The sequence below is a fragment of the Agromyces sp. NPDC058126 genome (assembly GCF_042884595.1).
In the GTDB taxonomy this organism is placed as follows: Bacteria; Actinomycetota; Actinomycetes; order Actinomycetales; family Microbacteriaceae; genus Agromyces.
On sequence record NZ_JBHVTS010000003.1, the window covers coordinates 618,443 to 642,998 of the forward strand.

17 protein-coding genes are annotated in these 24,556 nt (G+C 72.2%); 6 read left to right on the forward strand and 11 right to left on the reverse strand.

The window, feature by feature from the left end; translation table 11 throughout:
* Nucleotides 1-32 precede the first annotated feature (32 nt).
* The 5 genes from ACFVTR_RS11985 to ACFVTR_RS12005 form a co-directional block, all read right to left on the reverse strand.
* Nucleotides 33-1,784 carry an alkaline phosphatase family protein gene (locus ACFVTR_RS11985; protein WP_387037533.1) on the reverse strand — a complete coding sequence of 584 codons (1,752 nt, stop codon included), beginning with the start codon at nucleotides 1,782-1,784 and terminating at the stop codon, nucleotides 33-35.
* A gap of 38 nt (nucleotides 1,785-1,822) precedes the next feature.
* Nucleotides 1,823-4,174 carry an NAD-dependent DNA ligase LigA gene (ligA, locus tag ACFVTR_RS11990; RefSeq protein ID WP_387037534.1) on the reverse strand — a complete coding sequence of 784 codons (2,352 nt, stop codon included), beginning with the start codon at nucleotides 4,172-4,174 and terminating at the stop codon, nucleotides 1,823-1,825.
* A gap of 54 nt (nucleotides 4,175-4,228) precedes the next feature.
* On the reverse strand, nucleotides 4,229-5,353 hold the full coding sequence (gene mnmA / locus ACFVTR_RS11995; protein ID WP_387037536.1) for a tRNA 2-thiouridine(34) synthase MnmA: 1,125 nt from the start codon (nucleotides 5,351-5,353) through the stop codon (nucleotides 4,229-4,231).
* A gap of 46 nt (nucleotides 5,354-5,399) precedes the next feature.
* On the reverse strand, nucleotides 5,400-5,927 hold the full coding sequence (locus tag ACFVTR_RS12000) for a DUF1269 domain-containing protein (protein WP_387037538.1): 528 nt from the start codon (nucleotides 5,925-5,927) through the stop codon (nucleotides 5,400-5,402).
* A gap of 163 nt (nucleotides 5,928-6,090) precedes the next feature.
* A complete protein-coding gene (locus tag ACFVTR_RS12005; RefSeq protein ID WP_387037540.1) occupies nucleotides 6,091-7,329 on the reverse strand; it encodes a cysteine desulfurase family protein in 1,239 nt (412 codons plus the stop codon).
* A 99-nt stretch (nucleotides 7,330-7,428) separates the two neighbouring features.
* Here ACFVTR_RS12005 and glgX point away from each other — a divergent pair, with 99 nt between their 5' ends.
* Complete coding sequence (gene glgX / locus ACFVTR_RS12010) at nucleotides 7,429-9,519, forward strand: glycogen debranching protein GlgX (protein ID WP_387037541.1); 2,091 nt, start codon at nucleotides 7,429-7,431, stop codon at nucleotides 9,517-9,519.
* Nucleotides 9,519-10,019, forward strand: a complete 501-nt coding sequence (gene ybaK, locus ACFVTR_RS12015; RefSeq protein ID WP_387037543.1) for a Cys-tRNA(Pro) deacylase — start codon at nucleotides 9,519-9,521, stop codon at nucleotides 10,017-10,019. The genes glgX and ybaK overlap by 1 nt, the downstream gene beginning before the upstream one ends.
* A gap of 39 nt (nucleotides 10,020-10,058) precedes the next feature.
* Here ybaK and glgP read toward each other — a convergent pair whose 3' ends face one another.
* The gene (glgP, locus tag ACFVTR_RS12020) at nucleotides 10,059-12,641 is read right to left on the reverse strand and encodes an alpha-glucan family phosphorylase (protein WP_387037545.1); all 2,583 of its coding nucleotides are present in this window, start codon (nucleotides 12,639-12,641) and stop codon (nucleotides 10,059-10,061) included.
* A gap of 86 nt (nucleotides 12,642-12,727) precedes the next feature.
* On the opposite strand from glgP, the gene ACFVTR_RS12025 reads away from it, so the two are divergent.
* Nucleotides 12,728-14,749 carry an alpha-1,4-glucan--maltose-1-phosphate maltosyltransferase gene (locus tag ACFVTR_RS12025; RefSeq protein WP_387037548.1) on the forward strand — a complete coding sequence of 674 codons (2,022 nt, stop codon included), beginning with the start codon at nucleotides 12,728-12,730 and terminating at the stop codon, nucleotides 14,747-14,749.
* Nucleotides 14,742-16,943 (forward strand): 1,4-alpha-glucan branching protein GlgB, encoded by a 2,202-nt coding sequence (glgB, locus tag ACFVTR_RS12030; protein ID WP_387037549.1) that lies wholly within the window; start codon nucleotides 14,742-14,744, stop codon nucleotides 16,941-16,943. Before ACFVTR_RS12025 ends, glgB begins: the two co-directional genes overlap by 8 nt.
* A 54-nt stretch (nucleotides 16,944-16,997) precedes the next feature.
* On the opposite strand, the gene ACFVTR_RS12035 is transcribed toward glgB, so the two are convergent.
* Together ACFVTR_RS12035 and ACFVTR_RS12040 are read right to left on the reverse strand one after the other, a co-directional pair.
* On the reverse strand, nucleotides 16,998-17,945 hold the full coding sequence (locus ACFVTR_RS12035) for a tetratricopeptide repeat protein (protein ID WP_387037551.1): 948 nt from the start codon (nucleotides 17,943-17,945) through the stop codon (nucleotides 16,998-17,000).
* Complete coding sequence (locus ACFVTR_RS12040; RefSeq protein WP_387037552.1) at nucleotides 17,942-19,855, reverse strand: hypothetical protein; 1,914 nt, start codon at nucleotides 19,853-19,855, stop codon at nucleotides 17,942-17,944. Before ACFVTR_RS12040 ends, ACFVTR_RS12035 begins: the two co-directional genes overlap by 4 nt.
* A 183-nt stretch (nucleotides 19,856-20,038) precedes the next feature.
* Between ACFVTR_RS12040 and ACFVTR_RS12045 the strand changes: the two genes are divergently transcribed.
* Both ACFVTR_RS12045 and ACFVTR_RS12050 read left to right on the forward strand, forming a co-directional pair.
* The gene (locus ACFVTR_RS12045; protein ID WP_387037554.1) at nucleotides 20,039-21,652 is read left to right on the forward strand and encodes a DivIVA domain-containing protein; all 1,614 of its coding nucleotides are present in this window, start codon (nucleotides 20,039-20,041) and stop codon (nucleotides 21,650-21,652) included.
* Between the two features lie 25 nt (nucleotides 21,653-21,677).
* Nucleotides 21,678-22,742 carry an AI-2E family transporter gene (locus ACFVTR_RS12050; RefSeq protein WP_387037556.1) on the forward strand — a complete coding sequence of 355 codons (1,065 nt, stop codon included), beginning with the start codon at nucleotides 21,678-21,680 and terminating at the stop codon, nucleotides 22,740-22,742.
* Here ACFVTR_RS12050 and ACFVTR_RS12055 read toward each other — a convergent pair.
* The 3 genes from ACFVTR_RS12055 to ACFVTR_RS12065 are packed head-to-tail and all read right to left on the reverse strand — an operon-like array spanning nucleotide 22,739 to nucleotide 24,504.
* Nucleotides 22,739-23,473, reverse strand: coding sequence for an alpha/beta hydrolase (locus ACFVTR_RS12055; RefSeq protein ID WP_387037764.1), 735 nt, complete (start codon nucleotides 23,471-23,473; stop codon nucleotides 22,739-22,741). The two genes, ACFVTR_RS12050 and ACFVTR_RS12055, sit on opposite strands and share 4 nt — an antisense overlap.
* Nucleotides 23,474-23,490: 17 nt before the next feature.
* Nucleotides 23,491-23,799: a hypothetical protein gene (locus tag ACFVTR_RS12060; protein WP_212277303.1), complete on the reverse strand. Its 309-nt coding sequence runs from the start codon at nucleotides 23,797-23,799 to the stop codon at nucleotides 23,491-23,493.
* A gap of 48 nt (nucleotides 23,800-23,847) precedes the next feature.
* Nucleotides 23,848-24,504: a lytic transglycosylase domain-containing protein gene (locus tag ACFVTR_RS12065; protein ID WP_376945696.1), complete on the reverse strand. Its 657-nt coding sequence runs from the start codon at nucleotides 24,502-24,504 to the stop codon at nucleotides 23,848-23,850.
* Between the last annotated feature and the right edge of the window lie 52 nt (nucleotides 24,505-24,556).

Genomic DNA, 24,556 nt, shown 5'->3' on the forward strand with positions numbered 1-24,556 from the left:
CTCCGTCGTCTCGTGGTGGGAATCCAACGATTCTATCGGGGTGCGCCGAAGAGGCCGTGCCCGTGCCGCTCGAGCGCATCGAGCGCGTCGGCGTAGGTCTCGGGCACCGGTTCGTCGGGGGCGAACTTCGCCAGCAGCAGGCCCAGGAGTCCACGGGCCGGTGGACTGAGCGGGCGGTCGGGATGCCGCGTTCCGGGGTGGTCGGTCGCCTCGGGATTCGGCGGCACGTACTGCGGGGTCGGCGACGGCCAGGTCGAGGGATGCCGTGGGGCGTCGAGGTTCAGCGCCGCGTCGAGGCGCCGGGCACCGTGATCGCGATCGGTGAGCTCGCGAAGGCCGTGCGCGTGGGCGAGCGTCGCGATGAGCGCCGCATGGTGGTACTCGTCGTTCACGACCGTTCCGGCCCGGGTGTACGCCGAGACGGCGATCGCCGGTACGCGCACGCCGAGCCGGTCGAAGGCGAACCCCATCTCGCCGGCGCCCTCCCTGTCGGGCGGGGTCGCCTGGGGCGGCGCGACGTGGTCGTAGGTGCCGCCGTGCTCGTCGAAGGTGATGAGGAGCAGGGTGTTGAGCGCGTTGGACCCGGTCGTCGAGGCGGCGTTCTTGACGGCCTCGTAGACGCGGTGCACGAGGGCGTCGCCCGCGCGCACGTCGGACACCGCGCTGTCGACGATGAGCTCGCCGTCGGCCTCGCCCTCGCGCAGGCGCCCGACGGGCGGGTGGAAGTCGTTGTGGTCGTAGACCATGCGGGGCTCGATGAACGCGTAGACGGGCAGGGTGCCGTCGGCCGCATCGCGCTCGAAGTCGGCCATCGTCGCGAAGTGCTCGGTGCGCCAGTACTTCTCGAGCGCCGGCGCGTGCAGGAACCCCGTGAAGGAGATCAGCTGCAGCTCGTCGAAGTAGACCCGCCAGGTGAGCCCGGCCTCGTCGAGCCGGTTGAAGATCGTGGGTGCGGCGGGGGCGTCGAGCCACTTGCGGTAGCCGCCGCTCTCGACGTTCGTCACGAAGCCGTGCGAGGTCGACGCGTGGAAGAACGAGCGGTTGCAGAACGTCTGCGACGGCACCGCGCAGTGCCAGTGGTCGAACACCGCGAACTCGCGTGCAAGGGTCGACAGCACGGGCAGCATCTCGGGGGCGAAGCCGCCCATGATCTGCCGCACCTCGTGATCGCTCGGCTCGGCGCCCCGGCGGAGCGCCTGCAGGTGCGAGCGGTAGTCGCGCACGAATCCGCTCATCGTGGGCGACGAGGCGTCGCTCGGGGCGTTGAACGGCGCCGTCATCTCGCCGACCCCGCTGCCCTCGTTCGACGCCGGATCGATCACGTCGAAGAGCTGCGTGTTCACGTGCGGGTACTCTTCGCCCGGATCGGGATCGGGACGCCCCATGATCGCGTCGGTCGGCCCGTCGTAGACGTGGGCGGCGATGCGGGTGCCGTCGTGGTCGTCGTTGGCGAAGTCGCCCGACGCGAGCCCGTCGAAGCTCGCCCCCTCCGGCCCGGAGTCGGCCGTGTACAGGCGACCGAGCAGGTTGTCGAACGAGCGGTTCTCGCCCATCAGCACGACCCAGTGCGCGATCGGGCCGCCGGATGCCACGGGGCTCGCGCTCGGCGGCGGGCCCGCGGCGCCGGCGACCGCGGCGGTGATCGCGGCACCGGCCGCACCGCCGACCACCGCCCCGGCGGCGGCCGCACCGCCGAGCTTCAGGAAGTCGCGGCGCGTCGCGGCGGCTTCGGTGCCCGCCCCCGCATGATCGCGTGCGTCGGGCTCGCCCGGTTCCGTCGTCATCTCCCCCGCTCTCCGGCGCCGCCCCCGGCCGCCTGCGTTCAGTCGAGTGCTGCGGGCCCCTCGCTCACCAGCACGGCGAACTGCGCCGCGTCGAGCACCCGGATGCCGAGCTCTTCGGCCTTCGCGAGCTTCGAACCGGCCCCCGGGCCCGCCGCCACGAAGTCGGTCTTCTTCGAGACGCTCGAGGCGGCCTTGCCGCCGGCGGCGATGATCGCCTCCTGCGCGCCGTCGCGGGTGAAGCCGTCGAGGCTGCCCGTCGCGACCACGGTGAGGCCCGCGAGCACTCCGCCGGCGGCGGCCGCGGCACCCGGCCCGGGATGCCCCGGGGTCTCCCAGGTCACGCCAGCGTCTGCCCAACGTTGCACGATCTCTTGGTGCCAGCCTTCGTCGAACCAGTCGATGAGCGAATCGGCAATCGTGCCGCCGACGCCGTCGACTTCAGCGAGTTGCTCGCGCGTTGCCTTGCGAATCTCCTTCAGCGAGCCGAACCAGTCGGCGAGCGCGCGCGCCGCGACCGGCCCGACATGGCGGATGTTCAACGACACGAGGAATCGCCAGAGCGGCTGCGTCTTCTTCGCCTTCTCGAGTTCGGCGAGCAGCTTCGTCGCCGCCTCGGACGGCCCCACCTCGCGGAAGTCCTTCTTGACCCCGGCCGCACGGCGTTCTGCCGGGGTGAGCGTCTCTGTGCCCGGCGGGTAGGTGATTCGCACCTTCTGGAACGGCGCCCGCTTGACCGGCTCGCCGCTCACCTCGTCGAACTTGGGCTCGCCCGTCTCGGCGTCGCGCACGACGACCTCGATCGGCACGAGTTCGTCGAGCGTGAGTTCGAAGAGTCGCGCCTCGGTGGCGAGCGGCGGGACGGCGGGGAACGACGGCTGGGTCAGCGCCGCGGCGGTGACCTCGCCGAGCGCCTCGATGTCGAGCCCGCCGCGCGAGCCGATGTGCTCGACGCGGCCGCGCACCTGCGCCGGACACGACTTCGCGTTCGGGCAGCGCAGGTCGATGTCGCCCTCTTTCATCGCCCGCAGGGGCGTACCGCACTCGGGGCAGCGCTCGGGCATGTGCCACTCGACCTCGCTGCCGTCGCGCAGCTGCTCGACCGCGCCGAGGATCTCGGGGATCACGTCGCCCGCCTTGCGGAGCACGACCGTGTCGCCGATGAGCACCCCCTTGGCGCGCACGACCTGCTGGTTGTGCAGGGTCGCCTGGCGGACCGTCGAGCCGGCGACCTTCACCGGCTCCATCACCGCGTAGGGCGTGGCACGACCCGTGCGTCCGACGCCGACGACGATGTCGAGGAGCTTCGTGTGCACCTCTTCGGGCGGGTACTTGTAGGCGATCGCCCATCGCGGCGCCCGGCTGGTCGCGCCGAGCTCGGCGTGGAGTTCGAGCTCGTCGATCTTCACGACGATGCCGTCGATCTCGTGCTCGACGTCGTGGCGGTGCTCGCCGCGATCGACGATGTAGTCGGCGACCTCGTCGACCGAGGAGAACACCCGCGAGTGCGGCGACACGGGGAGCCCCCACGAGGCGAGCAGCCCGTAGATCTCGGACTGCGCCCGCACCGACGGGTCGGCCCAGGCCCCGATGCCGTGCAGGTAGAGCGAGAGCCGGCCGAGCCGTTCGCGCATGAGCGAGAGCTCGAACTCGCTCTTCTTCTCGCGTCGCTGGCGAATGCTGCCCGCCGCGGTGTTGCGGGCGTTCGCGAACTCGGGATACCGCGTCGGCACGGCGTCGGCCGGCCGGCCCTTCGCGAGCCAGTCGGCCTCGAACGCGGCCTGCAGCGCGTGCTGGCGCTCGTTCAGCGCCTCGAAGTCGACGGTGCGCAGGAACACCTCGCCGCGCACCTCGAAGAACGCGGGGTAGCCCGAGCCCTCGAGCCGGCGCGGGATCACGGGGATGAGGTCGATGTTCTCGGTGATGTCTTCGCCGACCCGGCCGTCGCCCCGGGTCGTCGCGGTCTCGAGCACGCCGTCGCGGTAGGCGAGGCTGATCGCGAGGCCGTCGATCTTCAACTCGGAGAGCCAGTGCACCGGTCGCCCGGCCGAGGACTGCGCCTTCGCCGCCCACTCGCGGAACTCGTCGATGGAGAAGACGTTGTCGAGGCTCAGCATGCGCTCGGCGTGCTCGTGCTCGGGGAACCCGGCCGAAGCCACCGCCGCGCCCACCTGCTGGGTGGGGCTGTCTTGGCCCGCGAGCTCGGGGAACGCCCGTTCGAGCGCCTCGAGCCGGTGGAACGCGAGGTCGTACTCGGCGTCGGAGAGGGGCGAGTCGCCGTCGCCGTAGTAGGCGAGGCGGGCGCCCTCGATGCGCGCCGTGAGCGCGTCGGCTTCGGCGCGGGCCGCGGCGAAATCGGTCGGAAGGTCGTTCTCGGCGGGGGTCTCGCTCACCCCGCCATCATATGAGGCGCCCCCGACAGCGGTTCGAGCGACGGGCGACGGGCGCTACGCCTCGACCGGCACCGCGCTGACCGTGCGGTCGATCGTGAACTGGCCCAGCACGCGCGTGCCGACGTAGATCACGGCGGTCTGGCCCGGCGCGACGCCGTCGAGCGGCTGCACCGGGGTGACGACGAGCTCGCCGCCCTCGAGCACGGCCAACGCCGGCACCGGATCGGCGTGCGCCCTGATCTGCACCTCGCAGTCGAACGCGTCGCCGTCGGCGGCCACGAGACCGGAGGCCACAGGGCCGAGGCCCGCCCAGGAGTACCGCGACCCGGCGATGAGCCCGATCGCGAGCGCCTCCTTCGGGCCGACGACGACCGTGTTCTCCTTCGGGCGCACCTCGAGCACGAATCGGGGCTTGCCGTCAGCCGCGGGCGTGCCGAGGCGCATGCCGCGGCGCTGGCCGACGGTGAACGCGTGGGCGCCCTCGTGCGAGCCGACGACCGCGCCCGAGCGGTCGACGATGTCGCCCGTCTCGGTGCCGACGCGCTCGGCGAGCCAGCCCTTCGTGTCGCCGTCGGGGATGAAGCAGATGTCGTAGGAGTCGGGCTTCTGCGCGACGCTGAGCCCGCGCTCGGCCGCCTCGGCGCGAACGAGCTGCTTCGAGGCGGTGTCGCCGAGCGGGAAGTAGGCGTGGGCGAGCTGCTCGGCGGTGAGCACGCCGAGCACGTACGACTGGTCCTTCGACTCCGCGTTCGCGCGGTGCAGCTCGAGCGCGCCCGAGGCGCCCGTTACGACCTTGGCGTAGTGGCCGGTGGCGACGGCGTCGAAGCCGAGCGCGAGCGCCTTCTCGAGGAGGGCGGCGAACTTGATGCGCTCGTTGCAGCGCATGCAGGGGTTCGGGGTGCGCCCCGCCGAGTACTCGGCGATGAAGTCGTCGACGACGTCGGCCTTGAACCGCTCGGAGAAGTCCCACACGTAGTACGGGATGCCGAGGACGTTCGCGGCACGCTGCGCGTCCATCGAGTCCTCGATGGTGCAGCAGCCGCGGCTGCCGGTGCGGAGCGTGCCCGGCATGCGGCTGAGCGCGAGATGCACCCCGACGACCTCGTGGCCCGCCTCGACGGCGCGCGCAGCGGCCACGGCGCTGTCGACGCCGCCGCTCATCGCTGCGAGAACCTTCACCCGACCAGTGTAGGCAGCCCGGCTGAGCGAATGCCCCGCGAGGGGCTCACTCGTAGGCTTCGTCGACCTCGTCGTCGAGCTCGTCGCGGTCGACGGCGAGGTCCTTCGTCGTCACCCTCGCCGCCTTCGACAGCAGCGCCGCGACCTCGTCGGCATCGGCGGGATCGACGACCACCACGATTCCGGCGCTGCCGGCGTCGAGGGTCTCGCTGATCGCCTCGAGGTCCTTCGACGGCGACTTACGGGCGAGGTGCCCGGCGATCGCGCCGATGCCGGCTCCGGAGCCGCCGGCGACCACGAGCGCACCGCCGAGCGCGACGGCGGGGAAGAGCGCCACGGCGAGTCCCGTCGCGAGCCCGACCCCGAGGCCCGTCCGGGCGCTGTGGTGGCCGCTGAGCTCGCGTTCGACCACGGTGAGCTCGCCGCCCAGCCCACGTCGGATGAGCGCCGCATCGAACGACTCGTGCTTGTGGTCGGAGTCCTTGAAGTGCGCCGCGACCTCGGCGAAGTCGGTCTTCGCCGTGGCCTCGTCGTCGTACTGCGCTGCGATCGCCGCAACCTGCTGATCAGCCATTTCACGACCCCCGTTCTCGCCAGCGGCCTCGATGCCGACTGGACTGCGTGCGACTGTTGGCCGCAGCCTATGGCGGGCACCACGGCGTGTCCATCACGCGATCAGTGTGATTCGATGCGGGCCGACGCGGCGGCGAGACGGTTCAGACGGGCACGAGGGCGATTCAGCGGTCGAACGAGGTGGCCCGGGCCGCGAGCCCGGCCCTCGCGGCCTGCGCGTGCGCCGCCGGCAGCGCCGCGAGGAACGCGTCGACGTCGGCGTCGGTCGAGGTGTGCCCGATGGTGATGCGGAGCGCTCCGCGGGCGTCGGCCTCGCTGCGCCCCATCGCGATGAGCACGTGCGAGGGTTCGGGCACGCCCGCCTGGCAGGCCGAGCCGGTCGAGACGGCGACGCCGGCGGCATCGAGGAGGAAGAGCAGCGAGTCGCCCTCGCAGCCGGGGAAGGAGAAGTGCGCGTTGCCCGGCAGCCGGACGGATGCCCCGGGGCCGACGTCGCCCGACAGGCGCGCCGCCGGCACGGCCGCCGCGACGCCCGCGACGAGTCGGTCGCGGAGCGCGGACATCCTCGCCGTATCGTCGCCGAGTCGCGAGGCGGCCACCCTGGCCGCCGCCGCGAACGAGGCCGCGGCCGCGACGTCCTGCGTGCCCGAGCGCACCTTGCGCTGTTGACCGCCCCCGTGGATGAGCGGCTCGACCGCCGCGGTGCGGTCGAGGACGAGGGCGCCGATGCCGGCGGGCCCGCCGATCTTGTGCGCCGAGACGCTGAGGGCCACGAGCCCCGCGCCGCGCGGCGCGTCGGTCGCCCGGCGGACGGCATGGAAAGCGATGGGCACCTGCCCGTAGGCGGCGATCGCGTCGATGTGCAGCGGCACCCCGGCCCGCGCGGTCAGGCGTGCGACCTCCTCGACGGGCTGGATCGTGCCGACCTCGTTGTTCGCCCAGAGCATCGTGACGAGGGCGACGGATGCCGCGTCGCGCGCCAGCTCGTCGGCGAGCACGTCGAGCCGGAGACGGCCCACCTCGTCGATCGGAAGCTCGACGATCTCGGCCCCCTCGTGCACGGCGAGCCACTCGACCGCGTCGATCGTGGCGTGGTGCTCGCCGGCGGGCACGAGGATGCGGGGGCGCGCGGCACCTGTGACGGAATCAGTGCGACGCTGCCACCAGAGGCCCTTGATCGCGAGGTTCACGGCCTCGGTGCCGTTGCCCGTGAAGACGATCTCGATGCCGTCGGCGCCGAGCGTCGCGGCGATCTGCTCGCGCGACTCCTCGAGCAGCCGCTTCGCCTGCTGGCCCGCGCTGTGGATCGACGCCGGGTTGCCGACCACGGCGAGCGCGGACGTCAACGCCTCGATCGCCTCGGGCAGCATCGGCGTGGTCGCCGCGTGGTCGAGGTAGACCATGCACCCTCCCGAGAGCTTCGACGATCAGGCGGGGATGCTCCGGCGCGCCGCCTGCACGCGCTTGCAGGCCGATCGCCCGCAAGAACTACTGTAGAACGCATGCCAGCGCCCGATGCCCTCGACGCCCTGGGCGTCCGCGCCGACGGCGACGGCGGGCGGATCCGCGTGTGGTCCGAGCACGCGAGCGCGATCGACCTCGTCGTGTTCGACCCCGACGACCTCGACTGGGCGGTCGAGCGCACGCCGCTCGAGCGCGACGGGCACGGCGTCTGGTCGGGCGCGTCCGTGCGGCTCGTCCCGGGCGCGCACTACGGCCTGCGGGTCGACGGGCCGGCCGACTTCGACCACGCCTTCAACCCCGTGCACACGCTGCTCGACCCGTACGCGCGCGGGCTCGCCCGCGCCGACGACGGGTCGTGGCGCGGCGTCGTGGTCGCCGGCCTCGAGGAGTCGGGCTTCGAGTGGGGCGGGGTGTCGAAGCCGCGCGTGCCCCTCGACCGGACGGTGATCTACGAGGCCCACGTGCGCGGCTTCTCGAAGCTCAACGAGGCTGTGCCCGAGCCGCTGCGCGGCACGTACGCGGGCCTCGCGCACGACGCCTCGCTCGAGTACCTGACCGGGCTCGGGGTGACGACGGTCGAGCTGCTGCCGGTGCACGCCTTCGTCTCCGAGCAGCGCCTCGTGCGCCAGGGGCGGGTGAACTCCTGGGGCTACAACACGCTCGCGTTCTTCGCCGCCCACGCCCCCTATGCGAGCGCCGCGGCGCAGGCGGAGGGCGCGCACGCGGTGCGACGCGAGTTCGCGGGCATGGTGCGGCGTCTGCACGAGGCGGGACTCGAGGTCGTGCTTGACGTGGTGTACAACCACACCGCGGAGGAGGGACGGCAAGGGCCGACGTACAGCTTCCGCGGCATCGACAACGCGAGCTACTACCGGCACGACGCGCACGGCCGCTACGTCGACACGACCGGCTGCGGCAACACCCTGGACTTCGGGCGCGAGGCGCCCGTTCGGCTCGCTCTCGACTCGATGCGCTACTTCGCCGAGGAACTGCAGGTCGACGGGTTCCGCCTCGACCTCGCCGTGACCCTGGGCCGCGACGACCACGGCGGCTACTCCCCCGAGCACCCGCTGCTGCAACGCATGCTCGCCGACCCCGTGCTGGGCTCGGCGAAGCTCATCGCCGAACCGTGGGACGTCGGCCCCGGCGGCTGGCAGACCGGCAACTTCCCGGCGGGGTTCAGCGAGTGGAACGACCGCTACCGCGACCGCATGCGCGACTTCTGGCTCGGCGACCTGCGTCGCGAACGCGAGACGGGCTCGGCCGGCAGCGGCATCGGCCGGTTCGCGACCCGCCTCGCCGGTTCGTCGAACACGTTCTCACCCGAGCGGGGGCCTCTCGCGAGCCTCAACTTCGTGACCGCCCACGACGGGTTCACCCTCGCCGACCTGACGGCCTTCGACGTCAAGCACAACCTCGGCAACGGTGAGCAGAACCGCGACGGCACCGACAACAACAACTCCTACAACCACGGCGTCGAGGGCGAGGCGCAGGACCCGGCGATCCGTGCGGCGCGGCGGCGCAGCATCCGGAACCTCCTGGGCACCCTGCTGCTCTCGGCCGGCGTGCCGATGCTCACCGCAGGTGACGAATTCGGCCGCACGCAGCGGGGCAACAACAACGCGTACTGCCACGACTCGCCGCTCAGCTGGCTCGCGTGGGCCGCCGACGAGCGTCCCCGCTACGGAGACGAGCTGATCGCGACGACGAGGCACCTGCTGCGCCTGCGCGCCGAGAACCCGGCGCTCCGCCCGATCCGGTTCGGCCGCATCGGCGAGCGCATCCCGAGCGCGTCGCAGATGGACTGGTTCAACGCTGACGGCGACACCATGGACGCCGACGACTGGAACTCGCCCGCAGAGCGGACGCTCCAGTACCTCGCCGCGTCGACCCCCGAGACCGAGGCGGTCAACCGAATCCTCCTCGTCGTGCACGCGCGCGAGACCGAGACCGAGGTGGTGCTGCCTGCGGCGGCGGGCGTCACCGGCTACGCGCTGCTCTGGGACTCGGCCGAGGAATCGCCGTCGGCCCTCCCGGGCGCCGACGAGCGAGCGTCCCTCTCCCCCGGCGAGCGCATGACGATCGCCGGTCCCTCGATGCGGCTGTTCCGCGCCGAGGGCGACGGCTGATGGCCAGACGCACGGATGCCTCGGCGGCCGGCACGCCCGCCACGCTGGCCCTCGCACGAGCCGGCATCCCATTCACCGCCCTCGCCTACGAGCACGACCCCCGGGCCCAGGCGTACGGCCTCGAAGCCGCCGAGAAACTCGGGCTCGACCCCGCGCGGGTCTTCAAGACGCTGCTCGCCCAGCTCGACCGCGAGCTCGCCGTCGGCATCGTGCCGGTCGACTGCCAGCTCGACTTCAAGGCGCTCGCGGCCTCGCTCGGCGGCAAGCGCGCCGAGATGGCCGACCCGCGCCTCGCCGAGCGCAAGACCGGCTACGTCGTCGGCGGCATCAGCCCCATCGGCCAGAAGACGGCGCTGCCGACCGTGCTCGACGAGTCGGCGATCCTCTGCGAGACGATCTACGTCTCGGGCGGCCGGCGCGGCCTCGACCTCGAACTCGCGCCCGACGACCTCCTCGCGGTCACCGCCGGCCGCTACGCCGCGATCGCCCGCGACCGCTGAGGCCGCGTCTCCCCGCGCTGCGTCGCCCGCCGGCGCGGCTCACCCCGCGACCGCGATGAGTCCGAGCTCCGCCGGGTTCGCGAGCAGCGGATGCGCGGGCACCACGCGCACCGTGTAGCCGAACGAGCCGGCCCGGTCGAGGGTCACGGTCCCCTCCCAGCTGCCTCCGCCGGCGGCGGCGAGCGGCGTGCGCTCGGCGTCCGTGAGGTCGTCGGCGGCCGTGCTGCGGCCCGAGACGAGTTCGACGGCGACATCGGCGGCGTCGAGCCCGCCGAGCGAGACCTCCGCGCGCACGTGCAGCTCGTCGCCGACCGCGGGTTGGTCGAGGCCGCCCGACTCCACGTGCAGCACCGCCACCTGCGGCCACGCCGCCCGCACCTTCGCCGCCCACGCCGCGAAGCCGCGCGCCGCCCGGGCGTCGTCGGCGCGCATGCCGCCGAACCGCGACGCCGCCGGCCGGTACAGGCGCTCGACGTACTCGCGCACCATGCGATCGGCCCCGAGCTCGGGGGCCAGGCGGGTCAGGGTGGTGCGCAGCATCCGCACCCACTCGGCCGGAACCCGGTCGGCGTCGCGCTCGAAGTAGCCGGTCTGCGCCGGGTCGGCGGCCGCCGGCCGGTCGTAGAAGGCGGGCACGATGCGATGCTCGAGGAGGTCGTAGAGCGCCGCCGCCTCGCGTGCGTCGCGTTCGGCGGCGTCGCCGGCGGAATCGGCCGAAGGGATCACCCAGCCGTAGTCGTCGCCCGCGTACTCGGCCCACCACCCGTCGAGGATCGACAGGTTGAGCGCCGCGTTCATCGCCGCCTTCATGCCCGAGGTGCCGCACGCCTCGAGCGGGCGCAGCGGGTTGTTGAGCCAGACGTCGCAGCCGGGGTAGAGGGTCTCGGCCATCGCCATGTCGTAGTCGGGCAGGAACACGATGCGCTCGCGCATCTCGGGCTGCGCCGCGAACTGCACGAGCCGCTGGATGAGCCGCTTGCCCTCGTCGTCGGCGGGATGCGACTTGCCCGCGATCACGAACTGCACCGGGCGCTCGGGGTCGGTGAGGATCGCCGTCAGGCGTTCGGGGTCCTGCAGCATGAGCGTCAGCCGCTTGTAGGTCGGCACGCGCCGGGCGAAGCCCACCGTGAGCACGTCGGGGTCGAGGGCGCGGGCGATCCAATCGGGCGCGGATGCCCCGGGGTGCTGCTCGACGAAGGCCGCCGAGAGCCGTCGACGGGCGTCGTCGACGAGTCGTGCGCGCATCCGGTGCTTGACCGCCCACAGCTCGGCGTCGCCGACCGCGGGGCTCAGCCAGTCCGCGTGCTCGCTGTCGTCGGTGCCGAGCGCGCGCTCGGCGAGCGCGGTGAGCGCCGGGTCGATCCAGGTCGGCGCGTGCACGCCGTTCGTGATGGACGTGATCGGCACGTCCTCGGGATCGAAGCCCGGCCACAGGGCACCGAACATGCGCCGGCTCACGCGGCCGTGCAGCTCGGAGACGCCGTTCGCGTGCCCGGCGAGACGAAGCCCCATCATGGCCATGTTGAAGGCGCTCGTCGCCGGGTCGGCGCCGGGCTCGACGCCGAGCGCGAGCGCGTCGGCGGGCTCGACGCCCGGCAGCAGTTCCGCCGTCACGTAGCGCTCGACGAGCGCGCGGTCGAACCGGTCGATGCCTGCGGGCACCGGGGTGTGCGTCGTGAACACCGTGCCCGAGCGCACGAGCTGGAGCGCCTCGGCGAATCCGAGCCCCTCGCCGATGTAGCTCGAGATGCGCTCCAGGCCGAGGAACCCGGCGTGCCCCTCGTTCATGTGGAACACCTCGGGCGCCGGCGCACCGGTGAGCTCCGACCACGCGCGGATCGCCCGCACGCCGCCGATGCCGAGCAGCAGCTCCTGGAGCAGCCGGTGCTCGCTGCCGCCGCCGTAGAGCCGGTCGGTGACGCCACGCAGCTCATCGGCGTTCGCGGGCACGTCGGTGTCGAGGAGGAGCAGCGTCACCCGGCCGACCGCGGCCTTCCAGACCCGCGCGGCGAGCGTCGCTCCGCCGGGCAGTGCGATCGAGATCTGCACCGCGCTGCCGTCGGGGCGCCGGAGCACGCTGAGCGGCAGGCCGTCGGGATCCTGCACGGGGTACCGCTCCTGCTGCCACCCGTCGGACGAGATCGACTGGGAGAAGTAGCCGGCCTTGTAGAAGAGCCCGACCGCCACGATCGGCACGCCGAGGTCGGAGGCCGCCTTCAGGTGGTCGCCGGCGAGGATGCCGAGTCCGCCCGAGTACTGCGGCAGTGCGGCGGCGATGCCGTACTCGGGCGAGAAGTAGGCCACGAGGCCCGGCGTCTCGCCGTCGAGCTCCTGGTACCAGCGCGGCTCGGCGAGGTAGGCGCGCAGACCGTCGCGTTCGCGATCCGCCCACGCGACGTACTCGTCGTCGCCCGCGAGGGCGGCGAGCCGGGCGGGATCGACCTCGCCGAGGAAGGTCACGGGGTCGCGCTCGGAGCGCGCCCACGCCTCGGGGTCGATGTGCGCGAAGAGCCGCCTCGTCGGCTCGTGCCAGGCCCAGCGGAGATTCGCCGCGAGCTCCTCGAGGGCGCCGAGGCGGGCGGGGACGACGGCACGGACGGTGAACTTCCGGATCGACTTCACTCCCTCAGGGTACGAGGCGAGCGTGTCGAACATGTGAACAGCGCGCTGCGCGGTTCAATCGGCGGGCGAGGCGCTACGGTCGGAACGTGAGCATCGCTTCTCCCCTGGCCGGCCGCATCCCCGTGACGCGGATCACGCCGGCCGTGCCCGACCCCCGCTGGCACCCCAAGGCGTTCGAGGGCGAGGTGGTGCCGTTCCGGGCGACGGTGTTCCGCGAGGGCCACGACCGGGTCGGCGCGATGCTCGTCATCACCGCGCCGTCGGGCGACGTCCGCCGCGAGCGCATGGCGCCCATGGCGCCCGGCACCGACCGCTGGGAGGCGCTCGTGCGGCTCGACGAGCTCGGCGACTGGCACTGGCACGTCATCGGCTTCGACGACGAGATCGCGACCTGGCGCCACGACGCGGCCGTGAAGGTCGACGCGGGCGTCGACGCGCTCCTCATGTTCGAGATCGGGGCGCGCCTCCTCGATCGCGCCGCCGCCGAACCCGCCCGGCCGAAGGCCGTGCGCACCCGGCTCGCGGGACTCGCCGCCCGGCTGCGCGACCCCGGGGCATCCATCGCCGACCGCCGGCCCCTCGTCGACGACCCGCTCTTCGACGAGTTCGACGCCCGCCCGCTCGCGCGGCTCACGAGCGACTCGCCCGAGCACACGATCCTGGTCGAGCGTCGACGCGCCGGCGTCGGCGCCTGGTACGAGTTCTTCCCCCGCTCGGAGGGCGCGAGGAAGCTGAAGGACGGCTCCTGGAAGTCGGGGACGTTCCGCTCTGCGCAGAAGCGCCTGGACGCGGTCGCCGCGATGGGCTTCGACGTCGTCTACCTGCCGCCGATCCACCCCATCGGCGTGACGAACCGCAAGGGCCCGAACAACACGCTGACGCCCGGGCCCCACGACCCCGGCTCGCCGTGGGCGATCGGCGGCCCCATGAAGGACGGCAGCGCGGGCGGGCACGACGCCGTGCACCCCGACCTCGGCACGCTCGCCGACTTCCGGGCCTTCGTGCGCCGGGCGAACGCGCTGGGGCTCGAGATCGCGCTCGACCTCGCCCTCCAGGCCTCGCCCGACCATCCGTGGGTCGCCGAGCACCCCGACTGGTTCACGCAGCTGCCCGACGGCACGATCCGCTACGCGGAGAACCCGCCGAAGAAGTACCAGGACATCTACCCGGTGAACTTCGACGACGACCCCGAGGGCATCTTCGACGAGGTCCTGCGCATCCTGCGGCACTGGATGAAGCAGGGCGTGCGCATCTTCCGCGTCGACAACCCCCACACGAAGCCGCTCGTGTTCTGGGAACGGCTGATCGCCACGGTGAACGCGGAGGATCCTCGCGTCGTGTTCCTCGCCGAGGCGTTCACCCGTCCGGCGATGATGCAGGCGCTCGCCATGGCCGGCTTCCAGCAGTCGTACTCGTACTTCACGTGGCGCAACACGAAGGAGGAGCTCGAGGAGTTCCTCACCTCCGTCTCGCAGGAGACGGCCGACTTCATGCGCCCGAACCTCTTCGTGAACACCCCCGACATCCTCACCGAGTACCTGCAGTTCGGCGGGCCGGCCGCGTTCACCGTGCGCGCCACGATCGCCGCGACCGCGGCACCGCTCTGGGGTGTCTACTCGGGCTTCGAGCTGTTCGAGTCCGTCGCCCGCCCCGGCGCCGAGGAGGCGATCGACAACGAGAAGTACGAGTACAAGCCCCGCGACTTCGCCGCGGCCGAGGCCGCCGGCCGCTCGCTCGCGCTCTACCTCGGCATCCTCAACCGGGTGCGCGCCGAGCATCCCGCGCTCGCACAGCTCCGGAACCTCCGCTTCCACGCGAGCGACGACGACTCGGTGCTCGTGTACTCGAAGCACCTCGAGGGCCGGTTCACGCCCGACGGCGTCGACGACACGATCATCGTCGTCGCGAACGTCGATCCGCACTCGGTCCGCGAGACGACGGTGCACCTCGAGCTCGCGACCATCGGGCTCGACGACGACGCGCGCTTCGAGGTCGAGGACCTCGTCACCGGCACGAGGTGGGAGTGGGGGGCCTCGAACTACGTGCGGCTCGACGCGTTCACCCGGCCCGCGCACATCCTCCACGTGAGAAGGGCCCAGGATGCCTGAACCGATCGCCGCACCCGCCGTCGCCGACGAAGTGCTCGCCGCCGTCGCCGAGGGGCGCCACGCCGACCCGCACTCCGTCCTCGGGCAGCACGGCTTCGCGCGCGGGGGCGAGCCCGGCCCGTTCACCGCGATCCGAACCCGCCGACCGCTCGCCGACTCGGTCGATGCGATCCTCGCCGACGGCACGACGCTGACGCTCGAGCACGTCGGCCACGGCGTCTGGGCGGGCGCGGGCGCGTTCGGCCCGAGCGACTACCTGGTGCGTGCGCGCTACGCCGACGGCGGGGAATGGCTCGCCGACGACCCCTACCGCTTCGCCCCGACGATCGGGGAGCTCGACCTCCACCTCATCCGGGAGGGACGTCACGAGGAGCTGTGGCGGGCGCTCGGCGCAAGGCACCAGGAGCACTGGGGCGTCTCGGGCGCGATCGCGGGCACGGCGTTCACGGTCTGGGCGCCGCGTGCACGAGCGGTGCGCGTCGTGGGCGACTTCAACCGCTGGGACGGCGCCGGGCACGCGATGCGCAGCATGGGGGCGAGCGGCGTCTGGGAGCTCTTCGTGCCCGAACTCGAGCCCGGAGCGCGCTACAAGTTCGAGATCCTCACCGGCAGCGGCGAGTGGATCATGAAGGCCGACCCGATGGCCCGGCGCGCCGAGCAGGCGCCAGCGACCGCCTCGATCGTCGACGTGAGCACGCACGAGTGGCACGACGGCGACTGGATGTCGGCCCGCGCCGCGACGAACGCCCACGAGCGCCCCATGTCGGTCTACGAACTGCACCTCGGCTCGTGGCGGCCCGGCAAGGGGTACCGCGAGATCGCCGACGAGCTCATCGAGTACCTCGACTGGCTGGGCTACACGCACGTCGAGTTCATGCCGCTGGCGGAGCATCCGTTCGGCGGGTCGTGGGGCTACCAGGTGACGGGCTACTACGCCGTGACCAGCAGGTTCGGCTCCCCCGACGACCTCAAGCACCTCGTCGACCGCCTGCACCAGGCCGGCATCGGCGTCATCATGGACTGGGTGCCCGGGCACTTCCCGAAGGACGAGTGGGCGCTCGCGCGCTTCGACGGCGAACCGCTCTACGAGCACGCCGACCCCCGGCGCGGCGAGCAGAAGGACTGGGGCACCCTCGTCTTCGACTACGGCAACCCCCGGGTGCGCAACTTCCTCGTCGCGAACGCCCTGTTCTGGCTGGAGGAGATGCACGTCGACGGGCTCCGGGTCGATGCCGTGGCATCCATGCTCTACCTCGACTACTCGCGCGAGGACGGGGAATGGCTGCCGAACGTGCACGGCGGGCGCGAGCACCTCGAGGCCATCGGGTTCCTGCAGGAGGCGACCGCGACCGCCTACAAGCGCAACCCCGGCATCGTCATGATCGCCGAGGAGTCGACGTCGTGGCCCGGGGTCACCTCGCCGACGAGTTCGGGCGGGCTCGGCTTCGGGTACAAGTGGAACATGGGCTGGATGCACGACTCGCTCGAGTACATCCGGCGCGACCCGATGCACCGTTCGCACCACCACCACGAGGTCACCTTCTCGTTCCTCTACGCGTTCAGCGAGCACTTCATCCTGCCGATCTCGCACGACGAGGTCGTGCACGGCAAGGGCTCGCTCGTTCGCAAGATGCCCGGCGACCACTGGCAGCAGCTGGCCAACGTGCGGGCCTACCTCGCGTTCATGTGGGCCCACCCCGGCAAGCAGCTGCTGTTCATGGGGCAGGAGTTCGGCCAGCTCAGCGAGTGGAGCGAGGAGCGCGGGCTCGACTGGTGGATCCTCGACCAGCCGAGCCACCGGCAGCTCGCCGAGTTCGTCGGCGCCCTGAACCGGCGCTATCGCGACACGGCCGCCCTGTGGCAGCTCGACGACGACGCCGCGGGCTTCGAATGGGTCGAGGGTGGCGCCGCGGCCGAGAACGTGCTCGCCTTCCTCCGCTTCGATCGCGATCGGCGGCCGCTGCTCTGCATCGTGAACTTCGCCGGGCGCCCGCACGAGGGCTTCCGGCTCGGCCTGCCGTTCGCAGGCCGGTGGCGCGAGGTGCTGAACTCGGATGCCGCGGAGTTCGGCGGTTCGGGCGTCGGCAACCTCGGCGGCGTGGAGACCCAACCGGTGCCCTGGGCCGGCCGGGCCGACTCGGCGAGCTTCGTGCTGCCGCCGCTCGGCGCGGTCTGGTTCGAGCTCGAGGGGTGACGCGAGAAGGCGGTGCCGTGCGGCACCGCCTTCATGACGTCGTGGAGCGACGGCTCAGTAGAGCAGGCTCGCGAGACGGCGACGGGCCGTCGCGACCCGGGGATCCTCCGTGCCGACGACCTCGAACAGCTCGACGAGTCGTTCGCGCACGAGCTTCTGCCCGTCGGCCTCGAGCGAGGGGAACATCGTGAGGAGCCGGTCGAACCCGTCGTCGACGTGGCCGCCCGAGATGTCGAGGTCGACGACGTCGAGCTGCGCGGCGAGCTCGTCGGGTGCCGCGGCGGCGGCCTGGCGGATCTCGTCGAGCGTCTTGCCCGCCAGCCGGCCGAGGAGATTCACCTGGGCGAGCCCGGCGACCGCGAGGGCGTCGCGGGGGTCCTGGGCGATGGCCGTTCGGTACGCCGTCGCGGCGGCGTCGTAGTCGCGCCGCTCGATCGCGTCGTAGGCCTCCTGGTGGAGCGGCGGCAGCGGCGCCTCGACCGGTTCGGGCGCGGCGGACCCCGCCTCGCCCTCGCCCGGCTCGACCCGACCCGACGCACCGTGCTGGGCGCCGAGCTCGAGCAGCTGGTCGAAGAGCTGCGAGATCACGTCGTCGGGCTGCTCGCCCGCGAAGAGCGGCACCGGCTGCCCGGCGACGAGCGCCACGACGGTCGGGATCGCCTGGGCCTGGAACGCCTGCACGAGCTGCGGGCTGCGATCGGCGTCGGCCGCGGCGAGGACCAGTCGTCCGTCACGGGCGCGAACCAGGCGCTCGAGCGCGCCGAGGAGCACCTGCGAGGGCTCGCTCCACGATGCCCACAGGGCGACGACCACGGGGACCGTGCGCGAGAGCTCGAGGACGGCGCCGAAGCCGGCGTCGTCGGTCTCGACGACGATCCGGTCGGCCGAGGACGGCGCGTGGGCACCGCCCGGTGCAGCGGCCGCCTGCTGCCGCTGCACCAGCGCCGACAGGTCGACGGCGCCGCGAAGGGCCGCACCTGAGGGAGGAATCGGGTTCGTCACTTGACCTCCGCTGCTCGGATGAGGTTCTCGGACCAGCCGAGGAGCTGGATCTGCGCGTTCTCACCGGCGCTGACGCCGGGCACGTAGAAGAGCAGCTGGATGCCGCTCACCCGCGACACGCCCTTGGCGCTCTGCGCGGTGAAGCCCGACAGCGCCGCGGCGCTGCCGCCCTCCTGGAAGCCGGTGGTGCCGCCGTCGTTGGGCACACTGTTCTCGCCGCGCTGCACCTCGACCGCGACGATCGCGCCGGCGTCGATCGTGCCGAAGGCGATCGGGGGCGTCGGGCCCGCCGTCGTCGACACGGTGAGCGTCGCAGTGGGGTTCTCGGCCTCGGCCGCCTGCTTGCGACTCGCCGCGTTGAGCGCCTCGTCGAGGTCGGAGTCGTCGAGCGCGAACATCGGGGCGAAGGTGCTCTCGGCCCCGTTCTGCAGGATGTCGGCGTAGGCCGCCGCGACCTGGCCCGTGGGCATCACGAGCCCCTTGTACTCGGGTGAGATCGGCGGGGCGCCGATCGAGGCCGGCGCGACCTCCGGCACGTCGGTGTCGGGGACGAGCGCGGTCTGCGAGATCACGTGGTAGTTGTCGCGCGGAGTCTCCTGCACGAGCACGAGCGCCGTCGGCGCGATCGTCTCGTCGTCGGCGTTCTTCGCGATCGTGAGCACCGTGCGCGGCCACCCCGTGGACTGCTGCGGCAGCGTCAACGTCACCGGCGCCGCCGGGATCGCGGGCGGAAGCGGGTGATCAGTGAGCGTGCCGCGGATCGCGTAGTTGGCTGCGCGCGCCTCGAGGGGCGGACCGACGAAGCGTTCCGCCGCAGCCGCGGTCCCGCGGGACTCGTCGACCTCGCTCGTGAAGACCGCGAGGCGCCGCATGATGCGCTCCATCTGGGGCACCGTGACCGCCGGCTCGACGGTCGGAGCCTCGGGGTCGGCCGTCTCTTCAGGCTCGCCCGAGGCGAGCGGGGTCGCCGGCGCCGTCGTCGCGGGCGCCGCCGCACCGTCGAAGCGCGGCCAGTAGTCGGCGGAGCACGCCGAGAGCGCGAGGGCCGGAACGAGCAGCGCCGGCACGATCGCGATGCGCTTGGCCCGTCCGATGGAGCGGCGTCCGCCGCCGGCGCCGACCTGGTTGCGTGTGGGCTTCGGTGCACTCGGGAGGCGGCCGCGCGGGCCCTTCGGCAGGTTGCGGCGCGGACCGCGCGACCGCTTGTGGCGGATGAACCCCGACGCGAGCAGCGCGAGGCCGACGAGGAACACGATCGCCCCGCCGAGGATCAACGGACCGACCCACGGCGTCGCCGTGTCCACCGGCCAGTCGAGCTCGACCTTCGCCGGTGCCGGCGAGAGCCCGTCGGAGGCGACGAGCACGGAGATCCCCTCGGGGACGTCGAGCGTCGTGGTGACGAAACGCTCCCCCGTGAACTCGTCGAGCCAGAGGTCGGAACCGATGGGCGTCGCCGCGGCGAGCGCCTCGGGGTCGGGCGCGGCCTCGGTCGGCGCGGGCGTCGCGGCGGGCGTCGCAGGCGCCGGGGTCTCGGTCGGCGCCGGGGTCTCCGTCGGGGTCTCCACGGCGGGCTCGTCGGTCGGCGAGGCCTCCACGAGCTCGGTCACGAGCGTCTTCTCTTCGGCGTCGTAGTGCACCGACTCGTACGGGATCTCACCGAGCCACGCCTCCATGTCGGTGGTGCGGCCGTAGGAGATGAAGATGGGGCCGTCGCCCGAGACGGAGACCTCCTGCTTGCCGGGATTCGCGGCCAGCGCATCGGGACCGATCACCATGAATGCGGTCTCACCGTCGGACTCCGCCGACATCGAGACCCGATCGGCCTCCATGAACACGGTGCGTTGGGCGATGCCGAGCCCGATCATCACGGCCGCGGCGACGAAGGCCACGATTGCGAGGGCGAAGCGCACGAACAACCTCCAAAGCCGCACGACGCGGCATCCGACAAAGACATTCCACACTACCGGCTGAGTCTGTGAGTCGCCTCACCGAACGCTGGCAACGGCCGCGCCACGCGGCATCCAGAACCCCCGTACAATCGGAACGATTCCCGCATGAGCCCCCACAAACGCGGGACACGACCCGGAGGAAGCATGGCCGTCGAAGAGACCGAGTTCACACAGGTGTTCCGCGGATACGACAAGGACGAGGTCGACAAGGCGATCAACGGCCTTCGTCGTGACATCATCACCGCGAACAACCAGTCGTCCGACTCGGTGAAGGAGAACAAGCGCCTCCTTGCGCGCATCGAAGAGCTCACCGCCGAGCTCGAAGAGGTCGGCAGCCCGACCTTCTCGGGGCTCGGCACCAAGCTCGAGAACACGCTGCGCGTCGCCGAGGAGCAGTCGACCCGCCTCATCGCCCAGGCCGACATCGACGCCGAGAAGCTCCGCCGCGCCGCCGAGGACGAGTCGCACCTCATGCGCTCCGACGCGCACGAACTCGCCGAGCGCACCCTCACCGAGGCGCGCGCGCAGGCGAACCGCGTGCTCGAGAACGCCCGCGTCGAGGCCGACGACATGGTCGCCCGCGCCCACGAGACGAGCGAGCAGCTCCGTCAGGACGCCGCGCGCGACGCCGCCGCCATCCGCGGCGCCGTCGCGACCGAGACCGCAGAGCTGCGCTCCACCGCGAAGCGCGAGTCGGCGGCCCTCGTGTCGGCGGCCGAGCGGAAGTCGTCCGAGATCCTCGTCGCCGCGAACACCGAGGCGAGCGAAGCCCGTGCGACCGCGGCCGGCCTCACGCAGGAGACCGAGCAGACGCGCGCCGAGGTCGCGATCGAGCTCGACCGCGCCCGCGCCGAGCTCGCGAAGGAGACCGAGCAGGCCCGCATCGACCTCGCCCGCGAGTCCGAGCAGTCGAAGCTCGACCTCGCCCGCGAGTCGACCGAGGCCCGCGCCGACATCGACGCCGAGATCACCGAGCGCCGCGCCGCACTCGTCCACGAGCTCGACCAGGCGCGTGCCGACCTCGACCGCGAACTCGAGGGCAGCCGGGCCGAGCTCGTGCAGCAGCGCGAGCAGGCCAAGGTCGACCTCGAGCGCGAAGCCGAGGCCGCTCGCCTGAAGCTCCAGCACGAGCTCGAGCGCATCCGCGCGAAGCACGCCGCCGACCTCGACCAGATGCGCGCCGACCTCGGCCTCGAGCAGGAGCAGGCCCGTGCCGACTTCGACGCCGAGTCCGAGCAGGCGCGGATCGACCTCGACAACCAGCTCACCGCGATGCGCAAGAAGACGACGCACGAGGTCAACCGCATGCGCCGCGAGATCGAGAAGGCGCACCTCGACCTCGAATCCGAGCTCACCGCGAAGCGCGACGAGTCCGAGCAGGAGCGCCTCACCGCGCACCAGGAGGCCGTCGCCCAGACCCAGCAGTTCCTCGACGACGCCAACGCCGAGCTCGCCGAGGCGGTCGCCCGCACGGCGTCGAGCCGCACCGAGGCCGAGCGCCTCGAGACCGAGGTCCGCGCGGAGATCGCCGGAGTCCGCGACAAGGCCGACGAGGAGGCGCGCGAGCGCATCGCCGCAGCGCACGACCAGGCGCGCAAGCTCATCGCCGATGCCGAAGAGCGCACCCGCGCCCTCGTGGCGGACGCGGAGGACCGGCTCTCGCAGATTAGGATCGAGCGCGACGCGGTCGCCGGCTACTTCGAGAGCCTGCGCGGCGTGCTGACGCAGGCAGAACAGGTCGCGGCCGACACGAAGTAGTCCGGCTGGAAGGAGCGCGTATCCCGTGAAGATCCAGAACGCGTTCCGAGTCGGACTCGTCGGCACCCTCGGTGTCGGCGTCGGGCTCTTCATCCTGGCCTCGATCGTCAGCCTCTCGGCGATCATCACCTACATCGGAGCAGCGCTCTTCCTGGCCCTCGGCCTCGACCCGGCGATCAGCTGGCTCGAGCGCCGAGGGCTTCCGCGTTGGTCCGCGATCCTCATCGTCATGAGCGGTGTCGGGCTCATCGCGGCCGCCCTCGTCCTCGCGGTCGTGCCCACGATCGTCGAGCAGGTGAGCGACTTCATCGACGAGATCCCGAGGATCGTCGAGCAGGTGACGGCCCAGGACTGGCTCGAGTTCCTCCAGGAGCAGTTCCCGCTGCTCAAGGTCGAGGAGATCGCCGACCAGGTCACCGTGGCGCTCACCGACTTCTTCACGAACCCCGACAAGCTCTCCGAACTCGCCGGAGGCGTGCTGCAGGTCGCCGTGGCGATCGGCACCGGGGTGTTCGCGGTCATCATCGTCTTCATCCTGATGCTTTACTTCACGGCGTCGCTCAACACGATGAAGCGCGCGACGTACCAGCTGGTGCCCGCCTCGAAGCGAGCCCGCTTCGCCGACCTCACCGAGCAGATCACCCAGTCGGTCGGTCGCTTCGTGCTCGGCCAGGTCTCGCTCGCAGCGGTCAACGGCGTGCTGAGCTTCATCTACCTGTCGATCATCGGCGCCCCGTTCACCGCCGTGCTCGCGTTCGTCGCGTTCCTGTTCTCGCTCATCCCGCTCGTCGGCACCCTCACCGGCTCGATCATCATCGTGCTCGTGTGCCTCATCCCCACGATCGGCTCCCCGCTCACCGCCCTCGCCGCGGCGATCTACTACGTGATCTACATGCAGGTCGAGGCGTACGTGCTGAGCCCGCGCATCATGAACCGTGCGGTCAAGGTCCCGGGCGCCCTCGTCGTCATCGCCGCGCTCGCGGGCGGCGCGCTCGGCGGCATCCTCGGCGCGCTCGTCGCGATCCCGGTCGCCGCCGCGTTCCTGCTGATCATCAAGCAGGTCGTGATCCCCCGGCAGAACGAACGCTAGGCGCTCGCCGCACCGCCGTGCGCGGCCGGCCAGTGGGTCGGCAACGGCGCCGCGGCCGGGTTCACCGCCGACACGATCTCATCGAGCACCCGCCGGGTCTGCGCCTCGCCCACCCAGAGGTGGCGCCCGCCGGCGACGTCGATGCGCCGCAACCTCGGGAGCCCGGCGAATCGTTCGGCGGCCTCGGCGGGCTTCAGGTAGTCGTCGTGCTCGGGAATGAGCGCGACGAGCGCCGGCGTCGCGTCGCGCCAGCGGGCGAGCTCGCCGTCGCTCGTGCGGTGGAGCGGAGGCGAGAGCAGGATCGCGCCGTCGATGCCGTGATCGAGCCCGTACTTCAGCGCGAGCTCGGTGCCGAACGACCAGCCGACGAGCCAGGGATGCGGCAGCCCGCGGTCGGCGACGAACGCCATCGCCGCGGCGACGTCGGCGCGTTCGGCGAGCCCTTCGCCGAAGGCGCCCTCGCTCGTGCCGCGGGGCGATGCGGTGCCGCGCGTGTTGAAGCGCAGCACGGCGAGGTCCGCGAGCGCCGGGAGCCTCGCCGCCGCCTTGCGGAGGATGTGCGAGTCCATGAATCCGCCGGCGGTCGGCAGCGGGTGGAGGGTCACGAGCGTCGCCACCGGTTCGCGTTCGGCCGGCAGGGCCAGCTCGCCGACGAGTCGCAGCCCGTCGCTCGTCCGCAGCTCGATCTCCTCCCGGCGGGCGGGGAGCTCGACGCCGGCCCGGATCTCGATCGATTCGTCTGTTCCGCTCACCGTGCGCCCAACCTCCAACAGTGCGTGTGCCAGTGCCGTCGGCCCGCGAGGTCCGCGGCGTCGCCGAGGACGCCGTCGGCGCGCCAGGCGACGAGGTGCGCGACGCCCGGGGCGACCTCGAGCCCGCAGCCTGGGCAGAGGTAGGCCTTCACGGCCTGCGCCTCGGAGACGGGCTGGACGTTCCACTCGCGGCCGGCATGCACCTCGGTGCGCCGCCAGCCGGCGGTGAGACGGTCGATGTCGAGGTCGGGATGCCCTTCGCGTGCACGCGCAGCGCGACCCCGGGATCGGTTCGAACGCGCCATGTCGTCAAGTCTAGGGTGACGCGGGAGGCAGCTTCGCCCTCGATGCGCTCAGTACCAGCCGACGGACTCCGAGTGGCCCCAGGCGCCGCAGGGGGTGCCGTAGCGGCCCGAGATGTACCCGAGACCCCATTCGATCTGCGTGCCCGCGTTCGTCTCCCAGTCGGCGCCGGCGGAGGACATCTTCGAGCCGGGGAGGGCCTGCGGGATGCCGTAGGCACCGCTGCCGGCGTTGTAGGCGTTCACGTTCCAGCCCGATTCCTTGTTCCAGAGCGCGACGAGGCAGTCGAACTCGCCCGTGCCCCAGCCGCGCGCGGCCACCGCGCCGGCGGCGTACGCCTGTGCGGAACCGGGGTCGGGTGTCACCGCGGGCGGTGCCCAGCCGTCGCCCGACGAGGCCGGGACGACCACGACCTCGGGCTTCTCCTCGACGACGTAGTTCTCGTGGCCGCCGAGCGTGACCTCGTACCCGGTGCCTGCGGCGACCGACTGCGCGGCCTCGCCGTCGAAGCGGTCGCCGTCGAACGCGAACTCTGCGGAGGCGGTCGCGCCAGAGTACGGGTCGACCACGTTGACGAGCACGAGACCAGATGCGGCGAAGAAGGCGAACAACACCGAGGCGGCCTGCTTGACGGGACCCCTGGTGGGTCGACTCCTCGTCACCGGCGCCTGCTGTGCGGCCGCGTCTGCTCCATTGTGTCTACCCACGATTCGTCGAGTGTATCGGAGCACGGCCGAGCACGTCGAACGCGACGCGGCA